The sequence below is a fragment of the Longilinea arvoryzae genome, assembly GCF_001050235.1.
Lineage (GTDB): Bacteria > Chloroflexota > Anaerolineae > Anaerolineales > Anaerolineaceae > Longilinea > Longilinea arvoryzae.
The window spans coordinates 2,363,968-2,384,701 of record NZ_DF967972.1 but is presented as its reverse complement, the minus strand read 5'-3'; the positions used below and the strand labels follow the sequence as shown (position 1 = coordinate 2,384,701).

Genomic DNA, 20,734 nt, shown 5'->3' with positions numbered 1-20,734 from the left:
TTTATAATAACCAGACAGAACACCATCGAGGTGCTGGCGCAGCATATCGGTCAACCTGAGGCACTATCTATAAAATCAGACAGAACACCATTGAGATGCTGGTGCGGCATATCGGTCAACCTGTATTTTCTTCATATTTCTAAATTCAAAAATTGTGGATTGGGTTGGATGAATGAACCCTTTTCCGAGATTTAACGGCTTGATTTCTTCACTCCCGCCGGATCGTTCCTTTAATAAATCTTAAGAATCTCGCGTTTTTGTTTTATTTTTTCATATAAAGTCCTTCCCATATTGATAGAAAAGCCTATTGAAACCGAATATTGATCGTGCTATACTCAATGCGAACGTTCGTGCGAACGTTCGCATTAAAATAAATCTCCCTGGAAAAGCCCCATGTCCAAACACGTTACGATCAAGGAAGTCGCTGCAGCTGCGGGAATCAGTTACCAGACCGTTTCGAAAGTCTTGAACCATCAGGTCAAGGTTTCGACGGCCACTGAGGAGCGCATTCGTAAGGCCGCCGCGGAATTGGGTTACCGTCCCAATTTGATTGCGCGCAGCTTACGCTCTCAACGCAGCCGGATGATTGGTTTCTCCTGGGAGCCCACCCCCCCGGAGCAGTCCAACCAGATCTACACCCAATTTATGGAAAGCATCTGCTATTACTCGGAAGCGGTCGGATATCACATCCTGATGTTTCCCTATAAACCGGGCAGCGCGTGGGTAAATTCCTATCGCGACCTGATCGAGACCAACCGCGTGGATGGTTTTATCCTGTCCAGTATTGAAATGAACGATGCCCGCATTCCCTTCCTTCTGGAGCAGAGCTTTCCGTTCGTCGGCTTTGGCCGCGCCAATCCGGAATGGGAATTTCCCTATGTCGATGTGGATGGCGCCGTGGGAATGCGCAAAGTAGTCGAGCAACTGGTGTCAAAGGGCCACCGGCGAATTGCCCTGATCAACTGGTCAGAAACGAAATCCACCAGTGTGGGCAAGAATCGTATGAAGGGCTGCATGGAAGCGCTGAATGCGGCCGGGATCGTCGTTCCATCCGGCTGGATCGCGCTGGGTGAAGGCGATTTTGCCTTCGCCTACCAGAACGCCCTCAAATGGTTGCAGGCTCCGCTCGCCAGCCGGCCCACCGCCATTATCACCTTCAGCGATGTCATGGCGATTGGCGTCATGAACGCGGCCCTCAAACTGGGAGTTCGCGTTGGTCCCGAGTTGGCTATCACCGGATTCGACGATTCGCCGCCCATGCAATACATGATTCCCGGTCTATCCAGCGTTCAGCAGCCGATCTGGGAAGTCGGTCGCGTCGCTGCCGAAATGCTCCAGGGGATCCTGAACGACGCCCCACCGCAAAATCAATCCGTCTTATTGGAACCCTCACTTGTCGTGCGCGAGTCGAGTTCTTATCCTGCTTATTCGGTTTGAAAGAAGTCCATTTATCGGATCAATCCATGCCCGATGCTGTTAAGAAAGCTTGGAACGCATGATGGATAACTGGCATATTTTCGAAACACAATTTAATAATAAAAATAACCGCTCGCTCGAAACCGTCTACACCATCGGAAATGGGTATTTAGGTACACGTGGGACCTTCGAAGAAGGTTATCCCGGCGACCAACCGGCAACGCTCATCAACGGCTTTTTCGACGATATTCCCATTGTTTTTACCGAACTGGCCAATACACCCAATTGGCTGGATCTGCAGATCACTGCCAATGGAGAGCGTCTGAACCTGAAGAACGCTGTCGTCACCGATTACTTCCGCGACCTGAACCTGCATAACGGCGAGCTGACCCGGACGCTGCACTGGGAAGTTGCCGCCGGTGGGCACCTGGCGCTCGAGTTTCAACGCTTTACCAGCCTGGCCGACGAACACATCGTGGCTTTACGCTGCCAGGTTAAATCGATTGATTTCAGCGGAGATATCGAATTCCACAGCGGACTGTCCGGTTATGCAGACAATGAAGGATTTCTCCACCTGGAATGGATCGAACAGGGGAAAATCGATGCCAGTTCAGCCTACCTGCAGGTGGAAACCCGCAAGACTCACCACACGCTGGTCGAAGCCTTTAGCCTGAACCTGACGCGTGGGAAATCCAGCACATCCGAATTCTGCGACAGCCGGATGAACCCGTTCAAAGTCGAAAAGGTGCATCTGGAGCCGGGGCAGGAAGCGGAAATCGAGAAAATCGTCGCCATTTACACATCGCTGGACGCTTCTCACCCCAAGAAATCCGCCATCGCCAGCCTGCAGCGCGCCAAAGAACTGGGGTATACCGCCCTGTTGGCGCAATCCAGCGCCGAATGGCAAAAGGAATGGAATGCCAGCAACATCTCCATCCAGGGTGATGATGAAGCGGATCGCGCTGTGCGATATGCGATCTACCAATTGTTGATCGCTGCCCCACGCAAGAACGAGCATGTCAGCATCCCGGCCAAATCATTGAGCGGATTTGGCTATAAAGGCCACGTCTTCTGGGATACCGAAGTCTTCATGCTGCCCTTCTTTACCTACACACAGCCAAAAATTGCCAGGCGCCTGTTGATGTATCGATACTTCACGCTCCCGGCAGCGCGCAACAAGGCAAACTCCAATAATTATGAAGGAGCCCAATTCGCCTGGGAAAGCGCCGCGACCGGCGAGGAAAACACCCCGCGCTGGGTTCCGTTGCGCGACGGTAATCTGGTACGCATCTGGTGCGGCGATATCGAGCATCACATCACCTCAGATATCGCGTTCGCCATCCAACAATATTGGCGCGTTACCGGCGACAACGATTTTATGCGCAATTTTGGGGCAGAGATCATTCTTGAAACCGCGCGCTTCTGGAATTCTCGCGCCGAATGGGACGAACCCTCAAATCGCTATCACATCAACAATGTCATCGGGCCGGACGAATACCACGACCGCATCGATAACAATGCCTATACGAACAATATGGCGCGCTGGAATATTCAATTTGGCCTCGAAATCCTGGAATGGCTGAAAAAGGATTCGCCGGCCAAGGCAGACGAACTGGAACAACGCCTTGAATTGACGCCCCCTAAACTCGACCATTGGCGTCACGTCATCGATCATCTCTATCTGGGATTTGACCCGCAAACCGGATTGTACGAGCAATTCGAGGGTTTCTTCAAACGCCAGCGAGTCGACCTCGCCACATTCGAACCGCGAACCGAATCGATGCAGGCCATCCTGGGCATCGAAAAGACACAGGAATTTCAGATCCTGAAACAACCTGACGTCTTGATGCTGCTCTATTTGATGAATGCAAACACCTCAAAAGAAATCCTCGAACGTAATTTTGCGTTTTATACCCCCGTCACCGACTCGTCCTATGGGTCCTCTCTTGGGCCGCCCATTCAGGCCATCCTGGCCACCCGCGTGGGCGACGTGAAGACTGCCTATGACCTGTTCCGATTATCCGCCAAAACCGACCTCGTTGACGTGCGCGGCAATTCGGGAGATGGAATTCACATCGCCACGCAGGGTGGTTTGTGGCAGGCGGTGATTTTTGGCTTTTGCGGCCTCGAGATGACGCCGGATGGGCCGCTCGTCCACCCGAAATTACCCCCCAAATGGAAGCGGGTGCAATTCAATATCCTCATCAAAGGCAAGAAATACGAGTTTGACATCCGGCCGGAGGGGAAGGCCAATCGTAACGCAGTCCTGCCGGTACAGGGCGCCATATTCGATCTGGATGGCGTACTCACCGACACCTCGGAATTGCATTACCGGGCCTGGAAACGCCTGGCGGATGAAGCCGGCATTCCCTTTACCCGGGCGGATAACGAGTTTCTGCGCGGCATTCCGCGCCGGGAATCATTATTACGGATATTGAAGGGCCGAAAGGTGAGCGAGGAAAAATTACAGGAGATGATGGAACGTAAGAATCAATATTACGTCGAATCCATCTCTCTGTTGACCAAACGCGACTTACTGCCTGGCGCCCGAAGTCTATTGGACAGTCTGAAAACAGCCGGCATCAAAATTGGCCTCGGATCCGCGAGCAGGAATGCTCTGCTGGTGGTGGAGAAATTGGGAATCGCCAGCCTGTTCGATGCGATCGCGGATGGCGCGAGCGTCGTCCATCAAAAGCCGGCTCCCGATTTGTTCCTGCACGTGGCCGGTTTGCTGGGCGTCTCGGCCGAATACTGCGCCGTGTTCGAAGATGCGGCCGCCGGGATCGAAGCTGCGCGCGCCGGGGGAATGTGGGCCATTGGGATCGGACCCCATGAACGCTTGAAAAACGCCCATTGGGTCTATCCGGGTTTGAACGAGATTAGCGTTACGGATCTGCTCGATCGTTTATCCGGTATGAAAAAGGATTGAAACCATCCGGTTTTGGTGGAAAAACATCCAAAGGAGGTGATGGACTGGAAAAAATTGGGGTAAGTTGAAGGGTTTTCGGTTTTACAAAAACCTGTCGTTTCAAATTCGAATATTGGAGGAATGACGATGAAAGCCAAAACTTTTGGCATGCTAAGTTGCCTGATTGCCATAACGATGCTTCTTGCCGCATGCGGAACCGCTGCGACCACTGCTGCACCTGCAACCCAACCTCCTGCAGCCGTTCCAACCACCGCTCCAGCGACCGCTGCTCCGACCAAAGTGGCAGCGACAACGGAAGCTCCGAAATCCACCTGCCCGCTGCCCGCCGAAGACGGCGCCAAGATCGTATTCTCCGGCTGGGGCGATACCTCGGAACAGAAGATCTACACCGATTCCATCGCGCGTTTCAAGGATGTCTGCCCGGGCATTTCGGTTGATTATCAGCCCATCCCCGATAAATTCCAGGACAAACTCAAGGCCATGATGGCTGGCGGCACGGCCCCGGATGTCTTCTACGTCGACGATCAGCTGATGACCGCCTTCCAGCCGTCCGGCCAATTGCTTGCGCTGGATGATTACATGAAACAGGCTGGCGTTTCGCGCGACGGCTTCATCCCGGCTCTGCTCACCATCTTCACCGCCGACGGCAAGACCTATGCCCTGCCTAAAGACTGGGGCACCCTCGGCCTGGTTTACATTCCGGCTGCCTTCAAGGAAGCTGGCATCCCCGAACCGACCGCAAATTGGACCTGGGATGATATGCGCACGGCCGCTCAGAAGATCGCTGCCACCGGCAAATATGCCGGCTTCTGCATGGGCGCTGACTGGGCTCGTTTCGCTCCCTTCGCTTTCTCCAATGGCGGCGCGTTCGCCAGTAGTGACAACAAGACCGCCACACTCGATACGCCCGAAGTCAAGACCATGGCCACGTTCGTAGCCGACATGTTCAAGGAGAAATCCCTTGTTCGCCCGGCAGATATCGGCGCGAGCTGGTGCGGTGAAGCCATCGGCAAGCAGCTGGTCGGCATGACCACCGAAGGCGGCTGGATGGTCAACACCATGAAGACCACCTTCCCGGATGTCGCGTGGAAAGCCGTCGAAATCCCCAGCGGCCCCAAGACCCGCGCGGATGTCATCTTCACCAACGGTATCGGTGTGAATGCCTCCACCAAATACCCGATCGCTTCGGCTGCCTTCGCCATCTTCCTGACCGGCGAAGCCAACCAGGGTGAGATTGTGAAGACCGGTTTCGCTTACAGCACGCATCCCGATCAGGCAAATCTCATCGTGGATGTAAACGACCAGGCAATTGCCGCTGGCGGTTTATTGCCCGATACCCGCGTCGCTTACTGGGGTCCGTACACCGGCAAGGTCAATGATGCAGTTTCCAAGGCTTTAGACCGCATCTTCCTTGGCGATCAGACCGTTGACGAATCGATCGCACAGGCACAGACTGAGGCTCAGGCTGCGCTTGACGGCAAATAAACCCAGGGTTCTAAATTAGCATATCCTCCTTCTTTCCTTTTGGGGAAAGAAGGAGGATAATAATAAAATAGATCGATTTTGTAACAAAGGGAGCCGATATGGAAAGCAATAATAATTCGGTCCGCACCCACAATACTCTTGCTGCAATTGTTACATCGCTTTCCGTTTTCATTATCATCATGATCATCGCGTTGATGAACGCACCGACCATGGGCGGACCCAAAGTCATGGCTTCACCCCAGACATACTTGGCTGAGGTCAAGCGGACTGCCCTGCCATTCTTGGGCGTCGTGGCTGTCGGTGCCATTGCCCTGGCCTATGTCTTCGGCCGCATGATTTACAAGGTGTGGCCCAATCGACAAAAACGCACAACAACGCTTGCAGCCTATGGATTTCTGGCTCCCTACCTGCTAATAACACTGACCTTTACGGTCGGTGTGGTCCTCTTCGCATTCTATATCTCTTTCAACAATTATGATATTTTTACCTCTCCTCAATGGGTGGGATTAGCTAATTATAAAAAGGCCTTTAATGGGTTTGTCGACCCAACCCAGAAGGATTTTATCCAGTCTCTTTATAATGTCATCTGGTACGCCCTGATTGTGGTTCCCTTGCAGACGATTATTGCCGTTTTACTGGCGGCCTTGCTTAATACTCCGATCAAATTTCGCCAGTTCTTTCGCACCGTTTTTTATGCCCCAAGCGTGACCTCATCCGTTGTCATCACCTTGATCTTTATATGGCTTTATCTAAAGATCGGTTACATTAACTTCTTCTTCGATAAATTCCTGGGGTTGTTTGGTGTCAAATGGGTAAGTATTCTCTGGCTAGGCGACCCGCGAGGCCTAATCCAACTTATCGCTAATGCTTTCGGTGGTGACATTCCCTCCAAGCTGTGGTACTTGAGAGGACCCAGTATAGCCTGGATGGCCATTATGTTTCAGAATATTTTCACCACTGCCCCAACGTTTATGATCATGTTCCTGGCAGCCATGCAAGACATCAATCCCACTTTATTCGAAGCCGCCGCAATTGATGGCGCGTCCAAATGGCAGCAATTCACAAAAATAACCATTCCATTGCTCCGGCCAATCATATTAATGGTGGTTGTTTTGGGCACAATTGGAACGCTCCAGGTGTTTGACCAGGTCTATTTGGCCACTTCTGGCGGTCCATTGGGTACTTCCCTGACACCGGTCTATCTCGTCTATCGCGAGGCTATGGGTACACAGGGTCCCATTCGTATGGGATACGCATCCGCGTTGGCTTTTATTTTGGCTGTGATCATCTTCGCGATTACCTATGTCCAACGCAATCTTCTTGAACGTGGAACAGAGCAATATTAGGAGGTGCCGCAGTGACAGAACAAGCGCTCGCAATCCAAAAATACCATAAAGGTAAACCGGCAATGCATTACATCGGATTGGTAATGCGTTATCTGCTGATCATCGCCATTGGCCTGGTCATGTTCACCCCGTTTATTCTTGCCTTTTTGGGTACTGCTAAAACCGACGCAGAAATCAGCGCATATCCTCCTTCGTTCTTTCCCGCAGTGTGGCATTGGGATAACTGGGCAAAAGTCTGGAATACAGATATTGGCAATGGCGGTACCTTCCCGCGTTGGCTGTTCAACACCGCTTTTCTCTCTGTCACCGTGGCCGTCCTGGAAGCCATTTTTTGTTCCATGGCTGCCTATGCCTTTGCCAGAATGAAGTTTCCGGGCCGCAATTTTATATTCAACTTCATGCTGGCTACAATGATGATCCCGGGAGCGGTTACTTTAATTCCCTCCTATGTCTTGATGTCAAAATTGAGGTTGATCAATTCATTCTTTTCTTTGATTATTCCAGGCGCGGTCAGTGCTGGTGGAATTTTCATGCTGACGCAATTCTTTAGGGCCATTCCTCAAGAACTGGAGGACGCAGCGTATATGGACGGCGCCAGCCATATGCAGATATATAAAGACGTGGTCCTGCCGCTGGCGCGGCCAGCGCTACTCACGGTATTAATCCTGCAATTCCAGGGAATGTGGAATAACTTTTTAGCCCCACTTTTGTACCTTAACTCAGCAGACAAAATGGTATTAAATGTCGCGCTCAGTATTTTCCAGCAATCCTATAAAGCCCAGTGGAACCTGACCCTGGTGGGAGCAATGTTCAACGCCATTCCAGTCTTGATCCTCTTCTTCATTTTTAGCAAGTACTATATCGAAGGAGTCGCTTACACAGGGTTGAAAGGCTAGAGTTGCGTGAAGCAGTCTGCCTTTAAAGTCATCACAACTTCTTTACGGGATACCTGGCTGGATTTGTGGTCTGCACTGGTCTGCAATATCGTCTGGCTCTTTGCATGTGTCTTGATCATACCCGGCCCGCCGGCCACCCTGGCGCTGTATTACTACGCGAATCAATCCGTCCGGGGTGAGGCAATCTACGTAACCGACTTTTTCAAAGCCATTCCGCGCTACTGGAAGGCCGGATGGCGCTGGGGAATTGTGAACCTGATCGTCCTGGCAATCCTGGCCGGCGACATCTACCTGACCCGGTCGCAAAATCCGACCAGCGCGGGTTTATTTTTCAGGGGCCTTTATTTTACGCTGCTTGCTTTCTGGCTCCTGATCCAGATCTTTGCCCTTCCCTTTATGCTCGAGCAGGAAGAACCGGCCGTTTTCAAAGCGTTGCGAAACAGTGTGGTTCTGATCGGAAAAAATCCGATCTTCTGCTTTACGCTGTTGATCCTGCTCATCCTCACCTTGAGCCTGGGGATCATCGCCTTCATGCTGAGCGTTGCCCTGGGTGGAATTTTCGTTGCGCTGGTGGGCAACCGGGCCGTTCTTGGCCAGATTCAAACGCAATAAATCCTTCGTGGAGAACTCATGGAACTTACTCGCTACTCGACATATCCAATCCTGCTTCCGGATACGACATCGGATTGGGAAACGTATAACGTGTTCAACCCGGCCGTCGTCTATCACAACCATCTCTGGCATATGCTTTACCGGGCTCAGGGGCTGGATTGGATCAGCCGCATCGGTTATGCTGTCAGCGCGGATGGAATCCAATGGAATCGTCTGCGCCGTCCGGTCCTCGAACCGCACGACATGACCGATTCGCGCGGTATCGAAGATCCGCGGGTGGTGGAAATTGACGGCGTATTCTACATGACCTACACGGCTTACGGCAGTTCGGTTCCAATAGACGTTAAACCCACCCATTCCGGCGGGGGCATTCAACCCATGATCGCGCGCAGCTCGAATCTGATCACCTGGGAACGGCTGGGCCCGATCGTCACCGGCGAAGACAACAAGGATCACGTCCTTTTCCCGCGCCAGATCAAGGGGAAATTTGCCGCCCTGCACCGCCGGCATCCGAAGGTATGGCTGGCCTACTCGGAGGACATGCTCCATTGGAAGGAACAGGACATGGCGCCCATCTATGGTCCGCGCGCTGAGAGCGCCTGGGACAGTCAGAGCGTGGGGAACAACGGCGTGCCCATCGAAACCAGTGCAGGCTGGCTGGTCCTCAACCACGGCTACACCCCCGAGCATATCTACCGGATCGGCGCGGTCCTGCTGGACCTCGAGGATCCCACCCGTGTGATCCGCCGGCCCGCTGACCCGATCTTCGAGCCGCGCGAGCTGTGGGAATTACGCGGAGATGTACCCAACGTGGTATTTTCCTGCGCCAATCCGGTGCTGGATGGAACGGTCTATGTCTACTACGGCGGCGCCGATCACGTCATCGGCCTGGCGACCTGCGCCTTATCCGACCTTTTGGACTACGTATTGACGGCCAGGTAATCCCTATCTGACTCTGAGAAGAAAGCAGCACCAACCTGTAAGGGTCGACCCACTCTCCACTTGGGGACAGATGGTCGACCTTTACGGCTGGGTAAGGTAGGGGACGACCTGACTTACCGCAATCCGTTCACGAACAATAGCTCTTCATCCCTCAGTATTTCTTCTGTTGGCCCATCCGCCACGATGCTGCCCTGGTTTAAAATCACGGTTCGGGGGGTCAGGATTCGGACCATGCTCAAATCGTGGGTGGCGATTAACAGGGTTTGCGGCAGTTCCTGCAGCAGCTCGATCAATTCTCGGCGGGCGCGCGGGTCCAACCCGGAAGTCGGCTCATCGAATACCAACACCTGCGGCTGCATGGACAAAACCGTTGCGATGGCGATGCGCTTCTTTTCGCCGCCGCTCAGGTGATACGGGTTTCGCCGGGCATAACCTTCCATGTGAACGGCCTTCAAAGCCTCTTCGACCCTGGATTGCACCGTCGCCGGATCCATACCCTGATAGATCGGCCCGTAGGCCACATCCTCGAAAACCGTTGTCGAAAAAAGCTGGTCATCCGGGTTTTGAAAAACCAGGCCCACAAAGGCGCGAATGGCTCCCAGGTTTTGTTTGTTCAGTTCCATCCCGCCCAGATAGATCTTTCCCTGACCGGTAAAGATGCCGTTGAGGTGGTAAAGCAGGGTCGATTTTCCAGCGCCATTCGGTCCCACCAGGGCAATCTTCTCACCTGATTGGACGGTTAGCGAAATATCCTTAAGAGCCTGTTTCCCATCCGGGTAGGCATACGAGAGGTCCTTGATTTCAATGATCGGCTCCAAGCCTTAACCTCCGGTCAATAAACCCAACAGCCATAGAATCATCAGCCCAAAAATTCCTGTCAGAAGCAGTGCCCGGTCTCTTGCCGAAAGGGTCCGCGCCTCAGCGGGCGGCAATTCGCCGTTGTAACCCCGCGAAAGCATGGCGGCGTAAACCCGATCGCTGCGTTCGATCGAGCGCAGGAAGAGACTGCCGGCCATGTTCCCGGTCACCCGCGCCCGCCAGAGCAAAGGCCCGCCGCTGCGGTGTGGCATCGGTGCGTTGGCGCTCCGGCTGCGGCGCGCGCGCAGCGTGCGGTTGACCTCTTCGACGATGATAAAGAGATACCGCCACATCAACCCGATGATGGCGACGAAGATCTTTGGAACGCGCAATTGTTGTAACGCGGCCAACAGGTCCGGGAAGCGGGTCGTGGCCGCCAACAGAACAGCCGCCTGGACCGAAATCCAGGACTTGATGGCAATACTGGCAAATCGCACCCCACCGGCCGGACTGTAGAGGATTCGAAGGTCCGGCGTAATGGACCAGGGTACCACCGGCGCGGGCCCGGTGAAGATCAGCGGAATGGCCGCCAGCGCAAACGGCGCGGCCAGCAATGCGCGTTTCAGTACAAACTGCACGCCCAATCGAGAATAGACCGCCAGCGAAAGCGTCAGTGTCAGGAATAGGATATACGCCGGCCAGGCGCCCGGGGGTGTCAGATTCAGGGCGATGATCAACGCAAGGGTGAAGATTACCTTCACCCTTGCATCCAATTGGTGAATGGAACTGCGATTGGGTTCGTAGAGTTCCCGCAAGCCTTACCTCTGGCTGTCTGTCTGAGCTTTTACATGTTTTTCCGCGCGGGCGATGCCGTAGGCCACGCCAAACACAATGCTAACACCCAGGATGCCGGCAAGGATCGTGGCCAATGCAGGATTGGAGATGCCCGGCATCGTGTAATCCGGAATGATATGATACAGAGCATTCCTGGCCACATCCAAAAAACCACGCTGCTCGGCCACCCATTCCAGACCATCCGGATGGCTCGAAGCCAGCGGGGAGAGAACCGCCAGTACCAGAGCAATCGAAATTCCGCCAATCAGAATCCCTTGATTACCGGATGGGTTTGCTTCCCCAATGTGGAGCAAATCCTTGCGAGCGGCGAAAAGGAAAGCCAGCGCTCCGGTCGTGATCAGCCCCTCGCCAATTCCGATCAAAGCATGAATCGCGCCCATGGCGGGGACTGCGATATTCGCCGGCGATGTGCCGGATAACGCCAACTGCAGCGCACAGGATAGAGACGCGATAAAGATCGAACTCCAGGCGGCCGCAAACCCAGCCGCAATGATTCCCCACGCCTGCTTCTTGAATAACCGGGTAAGCAAGGTGTAGACCGCGTAGGATACAAAGACGCCGACCACGGCCATGTTGAAGATATTGGCCCCCAGCGCCAGAATGCCGCCATCCTGGAACAATAATGCCTGGACCGAGACGACCGAGGTCATGACCAGTACCGCCGGCCAGGGGCCGAGCAGGATGGTCGCAATGGCGGCGCCCAACAAATGACCCGAGGTGCCGCCAGTGACGCTGAAGTTCAACATCTGGCCGGCAAAAATAGCCGCCGCCAGCACGCCCATCAACGGGACCTGGCGTTCGCCAAGCGTCTGGTTGGTCTTGCGTAAAGCAATTCCGATCACAATTGCAGAGACAACCCAGAAGGCGATCGAAACGGCCACCGATAGAAAGCCGTCCGGAATATGCATTGGGTGAGGTGTTAGAAACGGGGCCAGCAACATCCGAGACCTCCAAATCAACGATCGTGATAGAATGGACACAATGCCCAGAACTATTATAATGCATACAATGGCAAATGCAAATGTTTGCGTTATAATTTGAATATTGGAGAATTTATGCGCTCTTCTTCAGTCGATCAAGCCATCGTCCAGGTACTGGCCACCGAGCACGCCCACCTGACCTCATCCCAGGTGTATGAAGAAATCCGTTCGCGCCTGCCGGCCGTCAATCCATCCACCGTCTACCGCGCCCTGGAACGCCTCACCCGCAACGGCAAAGTCTCCGTTTCGGATATGGGGACCGGTTCGGCGGTTTACGAGTTGGTTTCGGGTGAAATCCATCACCATCTGGTATGCCAGAATTGCGGCCGGGTGATGACGCTTTCGAACGCAGAAGTCAAGAATTTTTTTACGACCATTCAGAACCAGAATCACTTCGATATTCTCACCAACCACCTGATCCTCTTCGGTATTTGCGAAGAATGCCGGAAGAACGGCGAAAAGAACAGCGAGAATAACTAACCCCGGCAAATTCAGATACCGAAGATTCTTTTTCGAGTCGATTTCACACCGCAGACTTTTCAATCCATTGAACGGCCTCTTTCACAACCGGCAGGCTTTCCAAACCCCGAAGGGCTTCGATTTTCCGGCCGGCCCGGGCAGCCGATAACGGCGGCTGGACGAAATCCCCTTCCACCAGCATGGCCAGTTCTTCCGGACGGATCCCAAACGGCTGAAAGACGTCTGCGGCGGCGCGCAACATCAACTTGCGGTAGACGCGCAGGTCGATCCGGCGCGCGTCGAACGCTTCCGGTCGATCCCAGGCCCATACGCCCGGTTTCCCATATACATAGAGCAAACGGATGCGCTGCCCGGCCTGAGGTTCTTTTCCGGCGGCGCGCAATTGCAGGGCCGCGCGCGCCGAAGGCGAGAGCGTGGTGTATTTTTCGGGCGGGCGGCTGAGGCGCTGCGCGGTCAGCAGATCTTCGGGACGCACCCGGCCGGCGTTCAAGCGCTGCAGCGCCCGGCGCAGCAAAGCCAGCGCCCCGGGCAGGTAATCCGGCAGGCAGTCGGCGTCCGGCGCGCGCGCCAGATATTCGATCAGCGCCATCTGCGTATTCGCCACCCAGGGCGCGGTATCGCGCCGGCGCGCGTCCAGCCCGCGCACCTTGATGGCGCCATCCTGGAAGGCGCCAAAATAGCGGTTGCCCACCGGAATGCGGCTATCGGCCCGCGAGGGCAGGAAGACCACCCAGCGATAGACGCCGTCCAGGGCGATCGGCAGGCCGGTGCGGCGGGTGATTTCATCCTGCAGCGCCTGAAAATCCTCCGGGCGCGTGCAATCCTTGCGCTGAACCCACAGCGCGTCCACGAACAGGTGCAGGATCGCAAAGCCGGCGTCTTCGGCGGCTTCCTTGGCGCGCATCAGCGCCTCGCGCCCGCCGGCGGTGACAGCCTCATGCGAACCGATCAGCCCGAAGCGGGCGTTCTTGTAGCCCAGGTAACCAAAGCACACCACCAGCAGCCATTTGTGGGCCGAAGTGCGCGCTTTATACCATTTGCGGCGCGGGTCCCAGGCGGGCAGTCCCGGCAGGCGCTGCTTGAGCAGCACGCGCTTTTTCAGCAGCGGCGCCAGGGTTTGCGGTACCAGCCCGGGGTCGTCCGGCGGCGGATCGGAGAGCGACAGAGCGGTCTTCTCGGGCGAGATATTGCAGCGCACCATCACCGCCGGGTAGAGCGAGACGAAATCGAGCGCCGCCACATCGCGGTGCAGCCCGACGGTGGGCTGGTAGACCAGGCCGCCAAAATCAGCGTGGATCATATCGATCAGTGGACGGGGCTGCTCGACCTGCTGTTTGTGCCAGGGGACCAGGATATCGCCGCGCAGCGCGGTGATCATCTGCATGCACGAAATGCCCGAGCCCGGCGATACGCGCGCCGCGGTTTGAATCGGCAGCGCCGTCACGCGCGCGTTTTCCAGGATGCCCTCCATGCCGTAATCGCCCCACATCATGGCATTCTTGCGATCGATGTGGATGCGCCCGAACAGGTGCACCTGCTGCCCGCGGTAGACCACCTGGCCGTACGAGAAGTAGGTCTTTTCGCGGATGGTGTGAATGGTGCGCGCCGGATCGCGGCTGAGCGGCAGTTCCGCGGCCGGATCCTTGACGCGCGCCAGCAGGTTCTCGAGCAGCCAGGTGTCGCCGTAATCGGTGATAAGGATATCGGGGTCGAACCTGCCCAACGCCGCCTTGAGCCAGTAGGCCGGCGCGCTGCCCTCCACCAGTTCATAGGCCCTCTTCCACGCGCCGCAGCGCAGCTCGAAGCGGACCGGGTTCTCGTGCAGCGGTGACTCGCCCGGCACGTTGATCTCCAGCACGGTCAGCGGCGGCGGTTCCGGGTCGAGGTCCCAGCGTGAATCCAGCGTCTGAAAGGCATGCACGTTGAGCTGCGCGTCGACGCTGACCCGGCAATGGGCCAGCGAAAATGAGCCGTAGCGCGCGGCATGCCGGATCTGGACCTGCACATCGGCGTCATAATAGGTCAGGTCCGGAAAGGCACGCTCCAGTTCGGCGAACAGGGCGCGCTGTTCGGCCGGATGGCGTGCTTCGACCGCCAGCACGGGGATAGGCTGGGGTTGGAACAGATCGCGCCGGGATTCGCGCGCCAGTTTGGGCGGGTCAGGCCGTTGTCCAAGCCACTGCCAGGCTTCGCGCAGGCGCGGCGCGGGCCCAGCGGCATAAAAGTGCAGCGGAAAAGCCTGGTGCAGGCACAGCCGCCGGCCGTCCTCGGCGATGAACCACAGCGCCAGCCCGCGCTCGCCGTCCTCGTACAGATCCAGCAGCCAGCCGGTAATCTCATCCATCCTCGACCCGGCTTTGCAAACGCTCCACCTCGGCGCGCAGGCGGACGGTTTCTTTGTGCTCCTCCAGCAGCATGGCCAGCAGGAATGTTTCCATGGGCAGCAGATTGGCCGAATAGGCGGCCGCGGCCAGGTGCTGCCGCGCCGCGACGAACAGTTCGTCGAGCGCGAGTTGGTCGGAACGCCGCAGCGCGCGCCGGAAGCGGTTATAAGCTGCCTGCTCTTCGTTCAGGCTTTGAGTGATGGATGGTAGTGTGCGTCCCATAAAGGCTCCCGATTAAGAATTTTCACCACAGAGACACGGAGAAGAATTCTTAAGATTTGAGAAGAGTACTTTGATCCGATCCTCCGAAAAGGGTCTGGAAAACTTCACGAATTTTCCATTCGCTTCTTTGTCTTTTCCATAGTCATTCTCTGGGGTTGTCTCCTCTTCTTTCCCTCATCTTCTCCGTGATCTCCGTGTCTCCGTGGTGATCCCTCCCACAACGGCTCATAACGTCGGGTTTGCGGGGGATGCATGGAACCCATTCCGACCGTTGCCGTCCATCCCCCTCCAACCCGACCTACGAATCAATCTCTTCTCTTCCGCCAATCATTGCTTCTCCGTGTTCTCCGTGTCTCCGTGGTGATCCTTCCCACAACAGCTCGTAACGTCGGGTTTGCGGGGGGATGCATGGATCCCATTCCGGCCGTTGCCATCCGTCCCCCTCCAACCTGACCTACGAATCTTTCTTTTCTTCTCCCCCAAAAGATTCTTCTCCGTGTTCTCCGTGTCTCCGTGATGATCCCTCTTCTCTGTGACCTCTGAGTCTAGTATGATGAAAATGATGAGTGATACCATACAATGGGACCCGGCAGGCCGATCGGGTATAGGTCATAAGAGGCCGTCACAGAGCAGGGTCGCCGGGTCCGTCGTGTATGTTGCCCGAACAGTTGTGGGGTCCAAGAGACCGTATTCTGCTAGAACGGGCACATCCATTATACAAACAGACGAGGGCAGAATGGAGCAGCAAATCTCAGTAAGTGTGGTCGGGATTGATGTTTCAAAGAACCGGCTGGATGTCTCAATCGCGGGCCAGGATTGGGCAGAAAGCAACGATATCATCGGGATCGAGGCCTTCATTGATAAGCTGAAACCTCTAGCGCCTGGATTGATCGTAGTGGAAGCCACGGGAGGACTGGAACGAGCGGTGGTCTCGTTATTATCCCTGGACGGCTTTCGGGTGGCGGTGGTCAATCCTCGCCGAGTCCGCGAATTTGCCCGCTCGATTGGCCTGCTGGCCAAGACCGACAAAGTCGATGCACGCTTACTGGTTCGGTTTGGAGAAGCCATCCAGCCCGAGCCGACCCGCTTACCCAGTGAAGAAGAACAGCAGCTCACAGCATTGATGACCCGACGTCGCCAGGTGATTGAAATGCTAACCATGGAGAAAAACCACCTGTGCAGCGCCCATCCGAGCATGCAGACCAGCATCCAGAAGATCATGCAAGCCCTGCAGCAGGAGTTGGTTGAGCTCAACCATCAGATTGATGACTTGATTGGGCATACGCCTGACTTTCAGGAAAAGAATGACATTCTTCGTTCCGCGCCTGGGGTGGGCCAAGTTACGGCTGCCATTCTGCTCTCAGATCTGCCTGAGTTGGGAGCCCTGGGCCGCAAGGAGATTGCTGGCTTGGTCGGCGTAGCTCCCTATAACAATGACAGTGGCCGTCATCGGGGGAAGCGTCGGATCAAAGGCGGACGGCCTTGTGTCCGCACGGTTCTGTACATGGCTACCCTGAGTGCCACGAAATATAACCCTATCATTCATTCTTTCTATCATCACCTCCTGGCCATGGGAAAGGAGAAAAAAGTGGCGTTGGTCGCCTGTATGCGGAAGTTCTTGGTGATCCTTAACGCTATGGTTCGTGATCGGCGTCCCTGGCAGCCTTTTCCCTCAGTTTTAGCCTGATTTTCTTTCTTGACATTCTACACAGTTGCTCTGTGGTTATTCCTCCTCCCACAACGACATTTGCGCGGGCGGCGGCGGCTCGACGCGCTCCTCCAACCAGCACTGGTCGGCGAAGCCGCACAGCAAATCCACAAAGGCCTCGCGCTCGGGGAAATCCGCGGGCGGCTGGCGCACGCTGATCAGCACCGGCGCCGAACGGCGCACGTGGCGGATGCAGTGCAGGCTCTGCTCGAGCAGGCGGCGGCCTTCCGCGTCCGAAACACTTTCGTCGTAGAAGGTCGCCAGCAGATCGAAGATCAAGAGCGGCTGCTGAGCCGGGAAAAAGGCCACCTGCTCCAGCAGAGCCTTGACTTGATAGCAGGTGAAGGCGCGCGCGAGCTGGATGTTGCCCAGCGCCCGCACGGGGTCGATCGTCAGGCGGCGCAGCTCGCGCACCAGCGGCAGCGGGTTGGCGCTGTTGCCGCAATCCAGCAGCAGCAGCGGCCCGCGCAGCGCCAGGCGCGCCGCCAGGTCCAGCAGGCGCTGTGTGGCGGCGCGTCCGCCGACGACGACGTACAGTTGGTTGGTTTCCGGAAGGGTGATTGCGTCCATGCCTTGATCATGACATAGAACGCGTGTTCTGTGCATCCTCTATCGGGAGGATAATGGGGGGATTTAACAGCCTCCTCCGTGGGAGGAGCCAGATATTCGGGAGGATGGAGAAGATAACGCCAGATCTACAGGTAAGCGCTCAGATCCCAGGGCGAGAGCAGCACGCGCAGCGCCACCCGGTTGCCGACGCCAAACTTGCGCAGGATGATCTCGACGTGCGATTTGACCGTGGTTTGCGAAATGTTCAACTGCAGGGCCATCTGGCGGTTCGAGTCGCCGCGGCAGATGTGGGCCGTGATTTGCTTCTGGCGCGGCGAGAGGTGTTCCCAGCAGCGCAGCGTCCAGGCCTGCGCATCCTGCTCCTGCGCGGCCTGTTCGAAGAGCTGCGAGGCCACCTCGCCCGGCGAGCGCTGCTGGCGCTCGGCGACCAGGTGCAGCGCCCGATAGGCCTCGAGGTCCATTGCAAACAGGCGCTTGCGATGCAGCCAGTTTTGCAAATCGTGCCAGATCAAATGCCAGGCGTCCATATCTTGATTTTATAGAACAAATGATCAATTGTCAATAGAGAGGGAAGTAAAGCATAAACTGGCCTCGAAGTATGGTTTACAAGTCTATAATTCATCCGGCAATAATGGATTCCAAAATTGGCTATACGCAAAGGACAGATATTTCATGTTCACACTGCTCACACCCGATCGTTATCCATCCGCCGCGCCCATCTTCCAGCCCCTCGATCTGCATCTCACCATTGCTTCCATTCTGGCCGGCTACACTCCCGGCCAGATCGCGGTCGACGATCCGCAGGCGCCCACCGCAGCAGCAGCCTGGTTTGGGCACAAGCTTTTCCTGGCGGGGAACAGCCGAAATGTCGATTTCATTCAGCAGCTTTCGGCGTATTTCGATCAGGTTCTCTTCCCCCAGGCCCGTCAGCGCGGTCAGGAAGTCTTCATCGCGTTCCTGGCCGACGCCGCCTGGAAGACGCAGTTTTCCACGCTCTTCGGATCCAATTTTGCGCGCCAGGTCGACGCGCCCCGCCAGGTCCACACCTTCCGTTCCGGCGCCAACCGCTTCGACACCGCCTGGCGGGAGAAAATTCCGGCTGGCCTTCACCTGTCGCCTGTCGATGCGCAATTGCTCGCCCAAACCCACCTGAAACATATGGATTACCTGACCGACGAGACGCAATCCGAACGCAGCTCGGTGCAGGATTTTCTCGATCACAGCTTTGGCGTCTGCCTGCATACCGATGAAAGCCTCATTGCCTGGTGCCTGTCCGAGTACAACGCCGGCGCGCGCTGCGAAGTCGGCATTGCCACTGTGGATGAATATCAGCGTCGCGGCCTGGGCACGTTGGTGGGCTCGGCTTTCATCGAGGAAGCCCTGAAGCGCGGCATCGCCGAAATCGGCTGGCATTGCTGGGCGCGCAATGAAGCGTCGGCAGCGCTGGCTCGCCGGTTGGGTTATGCCTTGATGCTGGATTATCCGGTCACGGTTTGTTGTTTCGAAGATTAAGTCGATTTTCTCGACGTCCTTTCGTCAGGCGCTAGCGACTTCCTCATCCGATCGATGCGAACCCTCATCCTCGCGGGCGATTGCCTTCACGGGGAAATGATCCCTTTTTCCCCGATTCTGCAGAACCAGAATATTTAAAAAATCGGTTATAAGTGTCACAAAAAATAGGTCATTTGACCCATTCAAAAAACTTCTATTACTCATTTTTTGAGTATATAATAAATTCATTATGAGCCCACGAAGCGCCGCACCGCTTACTCTTGAATTTATCCTGCTTGGGCTGGTTTCCAAGAAACCGGCTCACGGGTATGAACTGCAACAGGAATTGCGTTCCCTGCAGTCTCTGTCACAGGTATGGCATATCGGGCAACCCCAGTTGTATGCCCTGATCGATAAGCTCGAGCGCCAGGGATTATTGACCGGTGAATTACAGCCCGGTGAAGGGCGTCCGGATCGTAAAGTTCTGAGCCTGACCCCCACCGGCCGCCAGATGTTCGACGCATGGCTTTCGACGCCGGTGGAACATCCGCGGGATATGCGCCAGGAATTCCTCGCCAAGCTCTTTTTTGCGCGGCAGGCCGGCTTTGCCACGGAGTTGATTGTGTGGCAGCGCGAAGTCTGCCAGAAATGGTTGGGCGGCCTGAACCACAAGTTCGAGATGCTCACCCCGGACCAGATGGATGAACGGTTGGTGTTTCAGCTTCGCATCTTACAGGTAAGGGCGCTGCTCGAATGGTTGGATCAGGCAGCCGTATGGGTTGGGAACGATGTCAACGAAGAACACCCCCAACGCTAAAGGACTTCAGCATAATCTTTGGAAGGCCGCCCTCCTTCCTTATCTGTTGTTTATCCTGATTCCGCTGTTTTGTCTGTTATTGGGCATTCGACCCGCCGATCTTCTCCACAGCCTGCAGGAGAAATCCGTCTGGCAGGCGATCCGCTTGAGCCTGACCACTTCAAGCCTATCCGTACTCGTAACACTCGTCATCGGCACGCCGGTCGCCTATTTTCTTTCATACCGTCAGAATCGCTTTTTCCGGCTTTTGGATACGCTGGTCGACTTGCCGACGGTCCTGCCGCCGGCCGTAGCCGGCGTGGCATTGCTGATGGCCTTCGGCCGGCGCGGTTTGCTGGGCGGCTGGCTGAACCTGCTGGGTATATCGCTGCCGTTTACCACAGCCGCGGTCGTCATGGCGCAGACCTTCGTCGCCGGGCCGCTGTACATCAAATCCGCGGCGCTCGGCTTCAGTGCCATCGACTGCGAATTGAAAAAAGCGGCCGCATTGGACGGCGCCAACCACTGGCAGATCTTTCACTGCATCGTTCTGCCCATGTCCTGGGCGTCGCTGCTGACCGGCAGCATGCTGACCTGGGCGCGCGCCCTGGGTGAATTCGGCGCCACCATCATTTTCGCAGGCAATTATCCTGGCCGAACGCAGACCATGCCATCCGCCATTTACATTGGCTTTCAAATGGACATGAGCGTCGCCATTACCCTGGCGGTGATCCTGGTCGTCATCTCTTTCATCGCCCTGATCACGGTTAAATGGTTCGTCTATCGTTACGTCGAACCTGAGACAGAAGTTACTTTCGATTGAG

General features: G+C 55.8%; 19 protein-coding genes. 12 read left to right on the top strand and 7 right to left on the bottom strand.

Features of this window, described 5'->3' with window-relative positions; genetic code table 11:
* The first annotated feature begins 393 nt into the window (after positions 1–393).
* The 7 genes from LARV_RS10595 (at position 394) to LARV_RS10565 (ending at position 9,626) form a co-directional block, all read left to right on the top strand.
* Positions 394–1,437: a LacI family DNA-binding transcriptional regulator gene (locus LARV_RS10595; RefSeq protein ID WP_075073606.1), complete on the top strand. Its 1,044-nt coding sequence runs from the start codon at positions 394–396 to the stop codon at positions 1,435–1,437.
* Positions 1,438–1,498: 61 nt separating this feature from the next.
* A complete protein-coding gene (gene pgmB, locus LARV_RS10590) occupies positions 1,499–4,345 on the top strand; it encodes a beta-phosphoglucomutase (protein ID WP_201785912.1) in 2,847 nt (948 codons plus the stop codon).
* A gap of 126 nt (positions 4,346–4,471) precedes the next feature.
* Complete coding sequence (locus LARV_RS10585) at positions 4,472–5,830, top strand: ABC transporter substrate-binding protein (RefSeq protein ID WP_075073604.1); 1,359 nt, start codon at positions 4,472–4,474, stop codon at positions 5,828–5,830.
* Between the two features lie 98 nt (positions 5,831–5,928).
* On the top strand, positions 5,929–7,176 hold the full coding sequence (locus LARV_RS10580; RefSeq protein WP_083522488.1) for a carbohydrate ABC transporter permease: 1,248 nt from the start codon (positions 5,929–5,931) through the stop codon (positions 7,174–7,176).
* An 11-nt stretch (positions 7,177–7,187) separates the two neighbouring features.
* The gene (locus LARV_RS10575; protein ID WP_083522487.1) at positions 7,188–8,072 is read left to right on the top strand and encodes a carbohydrate ABC transporter permease; all 885 of its coding nucleotides are present in this window, start codon (positions 7,188–7,190) and stop codon (positions 8,070–8,072) included.
* 6 nt (positions 8,073–8,078) lie between these two features.
* Positions 8,079–8,684, top strand: a complete 606-nt coding sequence (locus LARV_RS10570; RefSeq protein ID WP_075073603.1) for a DUF624 domain-containing protein — start codon at positions 8,079–8,081, stop codon at positions 8,682–8,684.
* A gap of 18 nt (positions 8,685–8,702) precedes the next feature.
* Complete coding sequence (locus tag LARV_RS10565; protein WP_075073602.1) at positions 8,703–9,626, top strand: glycoside hydrolase family 130 protein; 924 nt, start codon at positions 8,703–8,705, stop codon at positions 9,624–9,626.
* Between the two features lie 113 nt (positions 9,627–9,739).
* Here LARV_RS10565 and LARV_RS10560 read toward each other — a convergent pair whose 3' ends face one another.
* The 3 genes from LARV_RS10560 to LARV_RS10550 are packed head-to-tail and all read right to left on the bottom strand — an operon-like array spanning position 9,740 to position 12,220.
* Entirely contained in the window at positions 9,740–10,444 is a 705-nt protein-coding gene (locus LARV_RS10560) for an energy-coupling factor ABC transporter ATP-binding protein (RefSeq protein ID WP_201785911.1), read from the bottom strand.
* Positions 10,445–10,447: 3 nt separating this feature from the next.
* Positions 10,448–11,239: a cobalt ECF transporter T component CbiQ gene (cbiQ, locus tag LARV_RS10555; protein ID WP_075073601.1), complete on the bottom strand. Its 792-nt coding sequence runs from the start codon at positions 11,237–11,239 to the stop codon at positions 10,448–10,450.
* Between the two features lie 3 nt (positions 11,240–11,242).
* A complete protein-coding gene (locus LARV_RS10550) occupies positions 11,243–12,220 on the bottom strand; it encodes an energy-coupling factor ABC transporter permease (protein WP_201785910.1) in 978 nt (325 codons plus the stop codon).
* A gap of 114 nt (positions 12,221–12,334) precedes the next feature.
* Here LARV_RS10550 and LARV_RS10545 point away from each other — a divergent pair, with 114 nt between their 5' ends.
* On the top strand, positions 12,335–12,739 hold the full coding sequence (locus LARV_RS10545) for a Fur family transcriptional regulator (protein ID WP_075073600.1): 405 nt from the start codon (positions 12,335–12,337) through the stop codon (positions 12,737–12,739).
* Between the two features lie 43 nt (positions 12,740–12,782).
* Here the strand turns inward: LARV_RS10545 and LARV_RS10540 are convergent, their stop codons facing one another.
* Together LARV_RS10540 and LARV_RS10535 are read right to left on the bottom strand one after the other, a co-directional pair.
* Positions 12,783–15,083, bottom strand: a complete 2,301-nt coding sequence (locus LARV_RS10540) for a DNA polymerase domain-containing protein (RefSeq protein ID WP_075073599.1) — start codon at positions 15,081–15,083, stop codon at positions 12,783–12,785.
* A complete protein-coding gene (locus LARV_RS10535; RefSeq protein WP_075073598.1) occupies positions 15,076–15,345 on the bottom strand; it encodes a hypothetical protein in 270 nt (89 codons plus the stop codon). The genes LARV_RS10540 and LARV_RS10535 overlap by 8 nt, the downstream gene beginning before the upstream one ends.
* Positions 15,346–16,081: 736 nt before the next feature.
* Between LARV_RS10535 and LARV_RS10525 the strand changes: the two genes are divergently transcribed.
* The gene (locus tag LARV_RS10525; RefSeq protein WP_075071883.1) at positions 16,082–17,032 is read left to right on the top strand and encodes an IS110 family RNA-guided transposase; all 951 of its coding nucleotides are present in this window, start codon (positions 16,082–16,084) and stop codon (positions 17,030–17,032) included.
* Positions 17,033–17,068: 36 nt separating this feature from the next.
* Here the strand turns inward: LARV_RS10525 and LARV_RS10520 are convergent, their stop codons facing one another.
* On the bottom strand, positions 17,069–17,623 hold the full coding sequence (locus tag LARV_RS10520; RefSeq protein WP_075073596.1) for a P-loop NTPase family protein: 555 nt from the start codon (positions 17,621–17,623) through the stop codon (positions 17,069–17,071).
* A gap of 125 nt (positions 17,624–17,748) precedes the next feature.
* The gene (locus LARV_RS10515; RefSeq protein WP_075073595.1) at positions 17,749–18,150 is read right to left on the bottom strand and encodes a helix-turn-helix transcriptional regulator; all 402 of its coding nucleotides are present in this window, start codon (positions 18,148–18,150) and stop codon (positions 17,749–17,751) included.
* Between the two features lie 145 nt (positions 18,151–18,295).
* On the opposite strand from LARV_RS10515, the gene LARV_RS10510 reads away from it, so the two are divergent.
* From LARV_RS10510 to LARV_RS10500, 3 genes are all read left to right on the top strand, one after another.
* Positions 18,296–19,135 carry a GNAT family N-acetyltransferase gene (locus tag LARV_RS10510; protein WP_075073594.1) on the top strand — a complete coding sequence of 280 codons (840 nt, stop codon included), beginning with the start codon at positions 18,296–18,298 and terminating at the stop codon, positions 19,133–19,135.
* Between the two features lie 229 nt (positions 19,136–19,364).
* On the top strand, positions 19,365–19,931 hold the full coding sequence (locus tag LARV_RS10505) for a PadR family transcriptional regulator (RefSeq protein WP_075073593.1): 567 nt from the start codon (positions 19,365–19,367) through the stop codon (positions 19,929–19,931).
* On the top strand, positions 19,903–20,733 hold the full coding sequence (locus tag LARV_RS10500; protein WP_075073592.1) for an ABC transporter permease: 831 nt from the start codon (positions 19,903–19,905) through the stop codon (positions 20,731–20,733). Before LARV_RS10505 ends, LARV_RS10500 begins: the two co-directional genes overlap by 29 nt.
* The last annotated feature ends 1 nt before the right edge of the window (position 20,734 follow it).